This is a genomic window from Streptomyces sp. URMC 127 (assembly GCF_051386535.1).
Classification (GTDB): Bacteria; Actinomycetota; Actinomycetes; order Streptomycetales; family Streptomycetaceae; genus Streptomyces.
This window is the reverse complement of the sequence record NZ_JBPQTW010000209.1, coordinates 1-12,241: the sequence shown is the minus strand read 5'-3', so window position 1 is coordinate 12,241 and position 12,241 is coordinate 1. Positions and strand designations below refer to the sequence as shown.

Genomic DNA, 12,241 nt, shown 5'->3' with positions numbered 1-12,241 from the left:
GGCCGGTACGGGGTCGGCGCAGGCGGCGGCGAGCCGGGCGAGGTCGGCGACGGCGAGGGAGGGGTCGGTGAGCAGGGGGAGGGTGGTGTCGCGGGCGGCCCAGCCCTTGATCATTGCGTGCCAGCGGGTGCGTTCGGCGGGGCTCGCGGTGCGGGCGAGGAGGGCGACGGCGGCGATGAGGGCGTGGCCCCGCTGGTGGTCGCTCTGCGGCACGGGGCCGGGGTCGGCGGCCTGCAGGCCGCGGCTGACGGCGCGCCCGGAGACGCTGTCCATGACGAGCCCGTCGTGGACGAGCGGTGCGTACGCGTTCTCGACGCTGTCGTAGACGGTCCGCCTCGCGGGATCGGTGATCTCCCAGGGGGAGCCATGGAGGAGGGCGAGGAGCCGGCCGAGTCCGTCGAGCAGCACCTGGCCGTAGGTGCCGGAGTAGGCGACGTGGGCGTGCTGGACGAAGGAGCCGTCGGCGTAGAGGCCGTCGCCGCGGGTGACGTAGGGGAAGACGGGCGAGAGGGCGTCGCGGGCCAGGGCGGTCTTGGCCGGCGAGGCGCCGAGGATGCCGCGGAGGGCGACGACGCGGCACAGGTCGACGCGGTTGGCGCCGGTGCTGGTGCCGCTGTAGTCGCCGAGCGCGGTGTCGGGGACGAAGTGGTCGACGGCGGCGAGGTACGCGGTGCGCCGTGCGGCGCCGGCCTGGTCGTGGAGGAGGGCGAGGCTGTCGAGGAGAAGCCTGGGGCTGCCGATCTGCCATTCCCACCAGTTGCCGTAGGGGGTGGTGGCGGGGTGGTAGACGCGGGCGTGGATGTGGTCGAGCCCGGCGAGGGTGTCGGCGGCGAGGCCGGGGTCGCCGGTGAGGCCGGTGCCGGGCTGGGCCCATGCCCGGGCCATGGTGTGCAGGCGGGCGTAGCTGCGCGTGATGCCGGAGGGCGGGTCGAAGGGTGCGTCGGGCCACAGGGAGGAGGGGCCCGGGGCGAGGCCGGCGCGGTAGGTGCGGGCGAGGTCCCCGGTGCGGCGCAGGGCGCCGGCGTAGGGCTCGGCGGCGGGGTCGAAGCCGGTGCCGAGCAGCAGGTCGCGCCAGCGGGTGCGGAGGGCGGCGAACGCGTCGTCCCCGGCGCTGCCGCGGGGGGCGGTGGTGAAGCCGAGGGTGCCGGCGACGGAGGCGGTGAGGAACCCTCTCCGGGTCCAGGCGGACGGGAGGGGGGTGGCGGGACCGGACGGCACGGCGGGGCCTCCCCGGGAGCAAGTGCGGGACGGTGCGGACGGTGCCGGGGCACACCGTGGCACGGGGCGGGAGCACGGGGCAATGCCGCGTCGGCGGTGTCGGTGCGGGTGGCCGGAAATTCACCCCACCAGAGATGTTGAATGTTTAACCAGTCCGCGCTACGGTGTTTCCCGAGTCAAGTTGAACATTCAACGAAACCTGAGTCGTAGGAGCACCTCATGGGCCTCTTCAGCCGCAAGCAGAGCACCACCCCGGCCACCGTCCCCGCCCCGCGCGCCGTCGACCCCGCGCTCGCCGCCCTCACCGGCGACTACACCATCGACCCCGCCCACAGCAGCATCGGCTTCACCGTCCGCCACGCCATGGTGACCAACGTCAAGGGCGCCTTCACCGAGCACGAGGGCACCCTCCGCCTCGACGGCAGCGACCCCTCCCGCTCCACCGCCGCCATCGACGTCCGCATCGCGAGCGTGGACACCGGCATGAAGGACCGCGACGCCCACCTGCGCGGCGAGGACTTCTTCGACGCCGAGCGCTTCCCGCTGATGACCTTCCGCTCGACCTCCGCCGAGCAGCTCGGCGGGGACCGCTACCGCATCACCGGCGACCTCACCATCAAGGACGTCACCCGCCCGCTCTCCATCGACCTGGAGTTCAACGGCTCCGCCACCGACGTCTACGGCATGGAGCGCGTCGGCTTCGAGGGCGGCACCGAGATCCTGCGCTCCGACTGGGGTCTGACCTGGAACGCCGCCCTGGAGGCGGGCGGTGTCATGGTCAGCGACAAGGTGAAGCTGACCTTCGACATCTCCGCGGTCAAGGCCGCGCCCCAGGCCTGAGGCCCCGTGCGGTGTCAGCGACCGAGGCGCAGGAGACGGTCCGCGATCTCCGCGCCCCGGTCCGCACCCGCGCTCAGGGCGATGTGGTTGTCGGGCCGTACGAGCACCAGCGCTTCCTCACCCTCCCCGATCCCGTAGGCGCGCCGGGTCTCGCCCGTGGCGTCGTCGACGAGGCAGGTGCGCAGGCGGTCCGCGCACTTCTCCCCCGCCTCCGCCAGGGCCCGCGCACTCCCCCGGCCGAAGCCCAGCAGCGTGAAGTGCGGCCCGGCGAAGACGCCGAAGAGCCGGCCGCTCCCGCAGGGCCCGTCGGGGGCCCGTTCGCCCGCCTTCGCCCCGCCCCATGCGAGCGAGCTCCAGCCGTAGCCCACGCCCAGCGTGGTGACGTCGTCGGTGATCACCGCCTCCGTGCCGACGCCGGCCCGCTTCACGCCCTCGGTCACCGCGCGCAGCCGTTCCTCGGTGAGGCCGAGCGTCCAGGCGGCGACGGGCAGCCGCTCCTCCTCGTAGGTGTCCAGCAGGCCGGGTGACGCCAGGCCGCGCACCACGTACGCGAGTTTCCAGCCGAGGTTGAAGGCGTCCTGGATACCGGTGTTCATGCCGAGGCCGCCCGCGATGGAGTGGACGTGCGCCGCGTCCCCGGCGAGCAGGACCCGCCCCGTGCGGAAGCGGTCGGCCATCCGGACGTTGATGCGGTAGGTGGAGAACCAGGTGGGGTCGGACAGCCGGATGCCCGCATTCCGGGAGCAGCGGTCGACGAGCCGCTGGAAGGACTCCAGGGACGGCGCGAGGGGACGCCCGTCCGCGTCGCGCTCGGGCGCGCCCTGCAGCTGCCAGTGGGCACTGCCGCGGAAGGGGCAGAGCATGACCGCCGCGTCCTCGTCGAACCACTGGTGCCAGTAGGCGGGGTCGAGCCCGTCGGCGCGGACGTCGCCGATCACCATGCACTCCTCGGCGTCCGTGCGGCCCTCGAAGGCCGTCCCGAGCGCCTTGCGCACGGTGCTGCGGCCGCCGTCGCAGCCCACGAGGTACGCGGCTTCGATGCGCCGCCCGTCGGCGAGCGTCGCGACGACGCCGTCCGGGCCCTGCGCGAAGCCGGTGAGCTCGCAGCCCGGCTCCGGCTCCACGCCGTGCTCGGCGAGCCTGCGGCGCAGGATCTCCTCGGTCCGCCACTGCGGGATGATCAGCCCGCTGGCGTACGGGACGGCGGACGTGGGGGTGCGGTCCCCGAAGGTGACGGTGTCGGCGACCGCCACGCCGTCGCGGTACTTGCGCAAGGTGATGTGCTCGATGCCCGAGGCGGCGGCCTCCGCCCCCACCCCGAGGTCGTCGAAGAGCTCGCGGCTGCGCTGGTTGAGGCCCTTGCCGCGGGAGGCGCGGTGGGGTTCCCGGTACTTGTCGATGATCCGTACGGCCGCTCCGGCGCGGGCGAGCGTGCAGGCGAGCACGAGCCCGGTGGGGCCGGCGCCCACGATCAGGACGTCGGTGGCGGAGACCTCGGCGGCGGAGGTGACAGGGAGTGGGGTCGTCGTCATGTGCCCATGAAAGACCGCCGCCCCAGAAAATGCAACCGAGTAACAAAAGATTCTGAGTAACGCGCTCTGCTAGGATGGCAGGGTGACCGAGGAGACGACCGGGCTGCGTGAGCGCAAGAAGCAGCGCACGCGGCAGACGCTGTCCGAGACCGCCATCGCGCTCTTCCTGGAGCGCGGCTTCGACCAGGTGTCGGTCGCGGAGGTGGCAGCTGCCGCGGAGGTGTCGAAGCCGACGCTGTTCCGCTATTTCCCCGCCAAGGAGGACCTGGTCCTCCACCGCATCGCCGACCACCAGGGAGAGGCGGCGCGCGTCGTGCGCGGCCGGGCGCCGGGCGAGCCGCCCCTGGCCGCGCTCCGCGCGCACTTCCGCGCCCGGCTCGACGCCCGCGACCCCGTCACCGGCCTGTGCGACGTGCCGGCCGTGATGGCCTTCCGGGACATGCTCTACACGACCCCGAGCCTGGTGGCCCGCCTCATGCAGTACTCGGCCGAGGACGAGCGCGCCCTGGCGGAGGCCCTGGCCGAGGCGGGCGCGGACGGGGTGACGGCGCGGACGGCCGCGGCGCAGATCATCGCCGTCCACCACGTCCTCGCGCGGGACAACTGGCGGCGCCTGGCCTCCGGGCGCATCACCGCCACCGTGCTGGAGGCGGCCCGGGCCGACGCCGAGCGGGCCTACGACCTGCTCGGCGCCGGGCTGACGGCGCAAGGCCTGTGACGCGCAGTTGACGGCGCAAGGCCCGTGACACACAACTGACGGCGCAGGGCCCGTACGCGCAACTGACGGCGCACGGCCCCTGACGCGCCCCCGCCTACGCTCCGGGGCGCGCCTTAAGGCTCACTCCCGCGGCTCCACACCCGCGCGCCGCAGCCCGTACGCGTAGGCGTCGTCGAGCGCCTGCCACGAGGCGGCGATCACGTTCTCCGCGACGCCGACCGTCGACCACTCGCCGCTCTCGTCGCTCGTGGAGACCAGGACCCGGGTGATCGACCCGGTGCCCCGGCCGCCCTCCAGGATGCGCACCTTGTAGTCGGTCAGCTTGAGGCCGGCCAGCTGCGGGTAGATGCGCTCCAGCGCCACGCGCAGCGCCCGGTCCAGCGCGTCGACGGGGCCGTTGCCCTCGGCGGTGGCGACGATGCGCTCCCCCTTGGCCCACAGCTTCACGGTGGCCTCGTTGGCGTGGATGCCGTCCGGCCGGTCCTCGGCGATCGCCCGCCAGGACTCGATCCGGTAGTAGCGCCGGGCGCGCCCCTCGGCCTCCTCGCGCAGCAGCAGCTCGAAGGAGGCGTCGGCGGCCTCGTAGGTGTAGCCCGCGAGTTCGCGCTCCTTGACGCGCTCCACGACCCGGCCGATCAGCTCCCTGTCGCCGCCGAGGTCGACCCCGAGCTCCTTGCCCTTGAGCTCGATGGAGGCGCGGCCGGCCATGTCGGAGACGAGCATGCGCATGGTGTTGCCGACCCGCTCGGGGTCGATGTGCTGGTACAGGTCCGGGTCGACCTTGATCGCGGAGGCGTGCAGCCCGGCCTTGTGCGCGAACGCCGAGACGCCCACGTAGGGCTGGTGCGTGGAGGGCGTGAGGTTGACGACCTCGGCGATGGCGTGCGAGATGCGCGTCATCTCGGCGAGCGCCCCCTCGGGCAGCACGCGGCGGTCGTACTTGAGCTCCAGGGCGGCCACGACGGGGAACAGGTTGGCGTTGCCGACCCGCTCGCCGTAGCCGTTGGCGGTGCACTGCACGTGCGTCGCGCCGGCGTCCACGGCGGCGAGCGTGTTGGCGACGGCGCAGCCCGTGTCGTCCTGTGCGTGGATGCCCACGCGGGCGCCGGTCGCCTCGATGACCTCCCGCACCGTGGCCCCGACCTGAGGGGGCAGCATGCCGCCGTTGGTGTCGCACAGGACGACGACGTCGGCGCCCGCCTCGTAGGCGGTGCGGACGACTTCGAGGGCGTAGTCCGCGTTGGCGCGGTGGCCGTCGAAGAAGTGCTCGCAGTCGACGAAGACGCGGCGGCCGTGCCCGCGCAGGTGGGCGACGGTGTCGCGCACCATGGCGAGGTTCTCGTCGAGGGTGGTGCGCAGGGCCAGTTCGACGTGGCGGTCGTGGGACTTGGCCACCAGGGTGATCACCGGGGCGCCGGAGTCGAGCAGCGCGGCGACCTGCGGGTCGTCCTCGGCCCGCACGCCCGGTTTGCGCGTGGCGCCGAAGGCGACGAGCTGCGCGTGGCGGAAGGCGATCTCCTCGCGGGCGCGCTGGAAGAACTCGGTGTCGCGGGGGTTGGCGCCGGGCCAGCCGCCCTCGATGAAGCCGACGCCGAAGTCGTCCAGGTGCCGGGCGATGGTCAGCTTGTCCGCGACGGTCAGGTTGATGCCCTCGCGCTGCGCGCCGTCGCGCAGCGTCGTGTCGAAGACGTGGAAGCGGTCGTCGACGTGGGTGCGTTCGTCGGGGCCGTCGGTTGCGTCCGTCATGCTGCTGTGACTCCTGTGAGGATGTCGGTCTACCGGAATTACCCGTTCCACCGTCCCCGTGGTTTCCGCTCGCCCTGCGTTCCCCGGCGCGGGTGGGCCGGAAAACGCAAAAACCTCTCGCGGGTGCGAGAGGTCTGCGCGCGGGTCTGGGACGACGGTGTCCGCTCCGTACGGGTGGTACGGGAGCGGTCACTGCGGACCGGCGCGCCTGCTGCCAATAATCATGGCGAACGGGAGCATAGGTGCATCTTGGCACACGCCGGTTCCGCCGTGCGGGCGGGTCTCAGGATGCGGGCACCTTGCCCGCCTCCGCCGGGGCGCCCTCGGGCGCGCCGCCGACCCGCTTGAGGTCGATGTCGCGCGTCTCCCGCATCGTCAGGTAGACGACGAGCGACACCGCGGCACAGCCGGCCACGTACCAGTAGAAGCCCGACTCGATGCCGCCGTTCTTGAACCACAGGGCCACGTACTCCGCCGTGCCGCCGAAGAGCGCGTTGGCGACGGCGTACGGCAGGGCGACGCCCAGCGACCGGATGCCCGTCGGGAAGAGCTCGGCCTTCACGCACGCGTTGATGGAGGTGTAGCCCGTGACGACGACCAGGGCGAGCAGGGACAGGCCGAGGGCCGGCCAGAACGAGCCCGCGTGCTTGAGCATGGTCATGATCGGCACGGTGAGGAAGGTGGAGCCCACCGCGAAGGTGATCAGCAGGGGGCGGCGGCCGATGCGGTCCGAGAGGGCGCCCGCGAGGGGCTGCAGGCAGGCGAAGACCAGCAGGGCGCAGAAGCTGACCAGGGTGGCGGTCTGCTTGGGCAGGCCCGCGCTGTTGGAGAGGTACTTCGTCAGGTAGGTGGTGTACGTGTAGTACGCGACGGTGCCGCCCATGGTGAGGGCGACGACGAGGAAGGCCTCGCGCTTGTGCCGCATGAGGGCCCGGATGGTGCCGCGCTCGGCGGCGGCCCGGGCGCTCTCCTCCGTGGCCTCCTCCGTCGCCTCCGTGTACGCCTCCGTCTCCAGCATGTTGCGGCGGAGGTAGAAGATCACGGCCGCGCCGAGCGCGCCCACGACGAAGGGGATGCGCCAGCCCCAGCTGTGCAGCTCGCCGCTGGAGAGGGTGTGCTGCAGCACGATCTGCAGCCCGAGGCCCAGGATCTGGCCGGCCGTCATCGACACGTACTGGAAGCTGGAGGCGAAGCCGCGGCGGCCCGGCGCGGACGCCTCCGTGAGGTACGTGGCGCTGGCCGCGTACTCGCCGCCGACCGACAGGCCCTGCAGCAGCCGGGCGACGAGGAGGACGGCGACGCCCCCGTAGCCGGCGACCGCGTAGGTCGGCGCGACGGCGATGAGCACGGCCGAGGCGGACATCAGGGTGACGGTCAGCGTGAGGGCGGCCTTGCGGCCCTTGCGGTCACCGACCCGGCCGAGCAGCCAGCCGCCCACGGGGCGCATGAAGAAGCCGACGGCGAAGATGCCCGCGGTGTTCATGAGCTTCGCGGTGTCGTTGCCCGCGGGGAAGAAGGAGCCCGCGAAGTACGTCGCGAACGACGCGTAGACGAACCAGTCGAACCACTCGACCATGTTGCCGGCCGAGCCGACCCAGATCTTCTTCCAGTGCTGTCCCATGGTGGATCACGGTGGCGGAACGGCACGGGACGGACAAGGGTCCGGCCGGCAACGATCACGCGTACTTGCGTGCGTTGCGTTCACGGCGCGACGTGCGCGGGCGCCCCGTCCGGACACATGTACGCGCCCCGCCCCGGACACACGTATGCCCGCATCCGTGGATGCGGGCATACGGACGTACGTCAGCGCGGGCTTCAGCCCAGGGGGTGCATCCAGCCGTGGGTGTCCTCGGCGGCGCCGGTCTGGATGTCGAGGAGCGCCTTGCGGAGCTTCATCGTGACCTCGCCGGGCTGCCCGTCGGCGACGGTCCAGCCGTCGCGCGCGGACTTCACGGTGCCGACCGGGGTGATGACGGCGGCGGTGCCGCAGGCGAAGACCTCGGTGAGAGTGCCGTCGGCGCAGCCGTTCTTCCAGTCGTCCACGGAGATGCGGCCCTCGGCGACCTCGTAGCCGAGGTCGGCGGCGATCGTCATCAGCGAGGCGCGGGTGATGCCGGGCAGGAGGGAGCCGGTGAGCTCGGGCGTGACGATCTTGTCGCCGTAGACGAAGTACAGGTTCATGCCGCCCATTTCCTCGATCCAGCGGCGCTCGATGGCGTCCAGCCAGACGACCTGGTCGCAGCCGTGCTCCATGGCCTGGGCCTGGGCGACGAGGGAGGCGGCGTAGTTGCCGCCGGCCTTGGCGGCGCCGGTGCCGCCGGGGCACGCGCGCACGTACTCCTCGCTGAGCCACACCGAGACCGGCTTCACGCCGCCGGGGAAGTAGGCGCCGGCTGGCGAGGCGATGACCACGAACATGTACTCGTTGGCCGGGCGGACGCCGAGGCCGACCTCGGTCGCGAACATGAACGGGCGCAGGTAGAGCGAGGCCTCGCCGGAGCCGGGCACCCACGCGTTGTCCTGCTTGACCAGCGCGTCGCACGCCTCGATGAAGGTCTCGACGGGCAGTTCGGGCATGGCGAGCCGGCGCGCGGAGGCCTGCAGGCGCTTGGCGTTCTCCTCGGGCCGGAAGATGGCGACCGAGCCGTCGGGCTGGCGGTAGGCCTTGGCGCCCTCGAAGATCGTCTGCGCGTAGTGCAGCGTCATGTTCGCCGGGTCGATCGACAGCGGCGCATACGGAACGAGCTGGCCGTCGTGCCAGCCGCGCCCCTCCGTCCACTTGATCGTCACCATGTGGTCGGTGAAGTGGCGGCCGAAGCCGGGGCTGGCCAGGATCTGCTCCCGCTCCGCGTCCGACAGGGGGTGCGAAGAGGGCTTGAGCTCGATCGTGGGCGTCGTCATGAGTGCGTGTCCTTCACCGTTGTGTGTGGCGGACCGCGAGCTCGCTCCGTCCCTGACGGTGTCAGAGCGTCCGAGCTTCCCCTCATGCCGCGGCCCCACGTTCGATTATCGCTCGTGGGGCCGTGGACGGAAAACGTGCGCGCGGCCCTGGATCGATGGTCGCATCCGGCCGCGCGCTGAGTCAGCGGCCGGGAGCTAGCCGGCTACTCGCAGGGCGAGTGCGTCGCCAATCTCGTCCGTCGTGCGGGGCGCGGCCCCGTCCCGGGCGGCCAGGTCGTCCGCGACGGCCGTCTCGATGCGGGCGGCCTCGGCCTCGTAGCCGAGGTGCCGGAGCAGGAGCGCCACGGAGAGCACCGTGGCGGTGGGGTCGGCCTTGCCGGTGCCCGCGATGTCGGGCGCGGAGCCGTGGACCGGCTCGAACATGGACGGGAAGGCGCCGTCGGGGTTGATGTTGCCCGAGGCGGCGAGGCCGATGCCGCCGGTGACCGCCGCGGCGAGGTCCGTGAGGATGTCGCCGAAGAGGTTGTCGGTGACGATCACGTCGAACCGCTCGGGCTGGGTGACCATGAAGATCGTCGCCGCGTCCACGTGCAGGTAGTCGGTGGCGACCTCGGGGTACTCCCGGCCCACCCGGTCGAACGTGCTCTTCCACAGCTGTCCGGCGTAGACGAGGACGTTGTTCTTGTGGACGAGCGTCAGCTTCTTGCGGGGGCGCGCCTGGGCCCGTTCGTAGGCGTCGCGCACCACGCGCTCCACACCGAGTGCGGTGTTGACGCTGACCTCCGTGGCCACTTCGGCGGGGGTGCCGGTGCGCAGGGAGCCGCCGTTGCCCGTGTAGGGGCCTTCGGTGCCCTCCCGGACGACGACGAAGTCGATGTCGGGACGGCCGGCGAGCGGGGTGGCCGTGTGGGGGAAGAGCTTCGAGGGCCGCAGGTTGACGTAGTGGTCGAAGGCGAACCGCAGCTTGAGCAGCAGGCCGCGCTCCAGCACGCCGGCGGGCACCGAGGGGTCGCCGATCGCGCCGAGCAGGATCGCGTCGTGGCGCCCGAGGGACTCCAGCTCGGCGTCGGGCAGGATCTCGCCCGTCGCGTGGTACCGCCGGGCACCGAGGTCGTACTCCTCGGTCTCCAGCTTCACGTCCGACGGGAGGACCGCCGAGAACACCTTGAGGCCCTGGGCCACGACTTCCCGGCCGATGCCGTCACCGGGGATCACTGCGAGGCGAATGCTGCGAGACATACCGGGACCGTACTCCCCCGTCCCGTTTAATGACACACCTCGTCCAGAATGCGGACAGACAGCGAACCGGCCGGGTCACGTTCACCCAAAGTCCGCAACGAAGTTGCCGGTTCCTGGCACGTTTGTCGCCATGGACACACCACGCGTAGGCATTCCCGAGCACCTCGCGGACCGCATGACGATGGCGGAGCAGCACGAATACCTGCGGGCCCGGTTCGCCCGGCCGCTCACCCGGCGCGGAGTCCTGCGCGCCGGGGCGGTGACGGCCGGGGCCGCCGCCGGGACGGGCCTGCTGGGCGGCGCCGTGCGCGCGTACGCCGATCCGGCGCCCGCCCCCGCTCCGTCCCCTTCATCCCCGGAACTGCTCGCCCCGGCCGCCGCGCGGGTCGACGGCAGGCACGTCGCGCCCTTCGGCCGGCACCTGGCCTTCGGCGCGGACCCGCGGACGCAGATGAGAATCTCCTGGCAGGTGCCGCTCGCCGTCAGACGGCCGTACGTCCGGGTGGGTCTGGCGCCGTGGGACCTCGGCCTCAAGCTGGAGGCCGAGGTGCGGACGCTGCACACCCCGCCGCTGTCGCCGAAGCTCCCCGCCGTCGACCAGGTGTACCTGCACGCCGCGCTCGACAACCTGCGCCCCGGACAGACGTACTACTACGGCGTGGGACACGACGGCTACGACCCCGCCGACCCCCGCCACTTCCCGGGCCTCGCCACCTTCCGCACGGCGCCCGAGCGCCCCGGCAAGGGCGGCAGGGCCGGGAAGTTCACCTTCACCGCCTTCGGCGACCAGGGCGTCAGCTACCAGGCCCTCGCCAACGACCAGCTGATCCTCGGCCAGGACCCGGCCTTCCACCTGCACGCGGGCGACATCTGCTACGCGGACGACAGCGGCGCCGGCAAGCCCACCGACGTCTACGACGCGCGCGTCTGGGACCAGTTCCTCGCCCAGACCGAGTCCGTGGCGGCGTCCGTGCCCTGGATGGTCACCACCGGCAACCACGACATGGAGGCCTGGTACTCCCCCAACGGCTACGGCGGCCAGAGCGCCCGCTGGACGCTCCCCCGCAACGGCTTCGACCCGGCCCGCGCCCCGGGCGTCTACTCCTTCGTCTACGGCAACGCCGGCATCGTCGCCCTGGACGCCAACGACATCTCGTACGAGATCACCGCCAACACCGGCTACAGCGGGGGCGCGCAGACCGCCTGGCTCGACCGGCGCCTCGGCGAGCTGCGCCGCACGCCCGGCCTCGACTTCGTCGTCGTCTTCTTCCACCACTGCGCCTTCTCCACGACGAAGGACCACGCCTCGGACGGCGCCGTGCGGGAGGCGTGGCTGCCGCTCTTCGAGAAGCACGGCGTCGACCTCGTCATCAACGGCCACAACCACGTCTACGAGCGCACCGACGCGCTCCGCGGCACGCGCGTGGGGCGGAAGGTCCCCATCGGCGGCACCACCGACCCCACGCGCGACGGCATCGTCTACGTGACGGCCGGCGGGGCGGGGAAGTCGCTGTACGACTTCCCCGTGCCCGACAGCTACGAGGGCCACGTCAAGGACCTGGAGAGCGTGGACAGCTACTTCTGGGAGAAGGGGCGCGTGAAGCGCCCGGAGCGGGTGGAGTGGTCGCGGGTGCGCTACACCGGCTTCTCGTTCCTCGCGGTGGAGTCCGAGCCGGCCGCACGGGGCGGGCGCCCGCGGCTGCGGGTGACCGCCCTCGCGGAGAACGGCGCACGGATCGACCACTTCGACGTCGTCCGCCCCGCGCGGCAGGGCTGAGGCGGGCCCGGGGCGGCCTCCCGGCCCGGCGGGCCCCGCCGGCTGCTCAGTGGCCGGTGACGCCGCCGTTGTCCCGGCGGTCCAGGGCCCGCTGGAGGGCCGCGGCGGCGTTCATCCGGTCGGTCTGGCGGTCGGTGCGGTCGGCCGTACGGGCGGTGCGGCGGGTCCTGCGGACGGCGGTGTCGGCCATGGGACGTCACTTCTCCTCTGCTGCCTGCGGGAAGGGTGCGGGAAGGATGCGGAAGGGAGTGCTGGAGAACAGCGGGAGGG

Annotated in this window: 9 protein-coding genes and 1 pseudogene; 3 read left to right on the top strand and 7 right to left on the bottom strand. The window is 72.5% G+C overall.

Annotated elements, in window-relative coordinates:
• Positions 1–1,218 (bottom strand): annotated as a pseudogene (locus ACSNOH_RS28710) (lyase); the annotation flags it as partial.
• Positions 1,219–1,437: 219 nt separating this feature from the next.
• Here ACSNOH_RS28710 and ACSNOH_RS28705 point away from each other — a divergent pair.
• On the top strand, positions 1,438–2,058 hold the full coding sequence (locus tag ACSNOH_RS28705) for a YceI family protein (protein ID WP_436724353.1): 621 nt from the start codon (positions 1,438–1,440) through the stop codon (positions 2,056–2,058).
• 14 nt (positions 2,059–2,072) lie between these two features.
• On the opposite strand, the gene ACSNOH_RS28700 is transcribed toward ACSNOH_RS28705, so the two are convergent.
• Positions 2,073–3,590, bottom strand: a complete 1,518-nt coding sequence (locus ACSNOH_RS28700; protein ID WP_436724352.1) for an FAD-dependent monooxygenase — start codon at positions 3,588–3,590, stop codon at positions 2,073–2,075.
• Positions 3,591–3,672: 82 nt separating this feature from the next.
• Here ACSNOH_RS28700 and ACSNOH_RS28695 point away from each other — a divergent pair, with 82 nt between their 5' ends.
• A complete protein-coding gene (locus ACSNOH_RS28695) occupies positions 3,673–4,308 on the top strand; it encodes a TetR/AcrR family transcriptional regulator (RefSeq protein ID WP_436724351.1) in 636 nt (211 codons plus the stop codon).
• A gap of 120 nt (positions 4,309–4,428) precedes the next feature.
• Here the strand turns inward: ACSNOH_RS28695 and cimA are convergent, their stop codons facing one another.
• The 4 genes from cimA to ACSNOH_RS28675 all read right to left on the bottom strand — a co-directional run bounded on the left by cimA (position 4,429) and on the right by ACSNOH_RS28675 (position 10,194).
• A complete protein-coding gene (gene cimA, locus ACSNOH_RS28690) occupies positions 4,429–6,054 on the bottom strand; it encodes a citramalate synthase (protein WP_436724350.1) in 1,626 nt (541 codons plus the stop codon).
• Between the two features lie 283 nt (positions 6,055–6,337).
• Entirely contained in the window at positions 6,338–7,675 is a 1,338-nt protein-coding gene (locus ACSNOH_RS28685; protein WP_436724349.1) for an MFS transporter, read from the bottom strand.
• A gap of 194 nt (positions 7,676–7,869) precedes the next feature.
• Positions 7,870–8,955, bottom strand: coding sequence for a branched-chain amino acid aminotransferase (locus tag ACSNOH_RS28680; protein WP_436724348.1), 1,086 nt, complete (start codon positions 8,953–8,955; stop codon positions 7,870–7,872).
• A gap of 195 nt (positions 8,956–9,150) precedes the next feature.
• Positions 9,151–10,194, bottom strand: a complete 1,044-nt coding sequence (locus ACSNOH_RS28675; RefSeq protein WP_436724347.1) for a 3-isopropylmalate dehydrogenase — start codon at positions 10,192–10,194, stop codon at positions 9,151–9,153.
• A 130-nt stretch (positions 10,195–10,324) separates the two neighbouring features.
• Between ACSNOH_RS28675 and ACSNOH_RS28670 the strand changes: the two genes are divergently transcribed.
• Entirely contained in the window at positions 10,325–11,971 is a 1,647-nt protein-coding gene (locus ACSNOH_RS28670; RefSeq protein WP_436724346.1) for a purple acid phosphatase family protein, read from the top strand.
• Between the two features lie 46 nt (positions 11,972–12,017).
• On the opposite strand, the gene ACSNOH_RS28665 is transcribed toward ACSNOH_RS28670, so the two are convergent.
• Positions 12,018–12,161 carry a hypothetical protein gene (locus tag ACSNOH_RS28665; RefSeq protein ID WP_391830079.1) on the bottom strand — a complete coding sequence of 48 codons (144 nt, stop codon included), beginning with the start codon at positions 12,159–12,161 and terminating at the stop codon, positions 12,018–12,020.
• Positions 12,162–12,241: the final 80 nt, after the last annotated feature.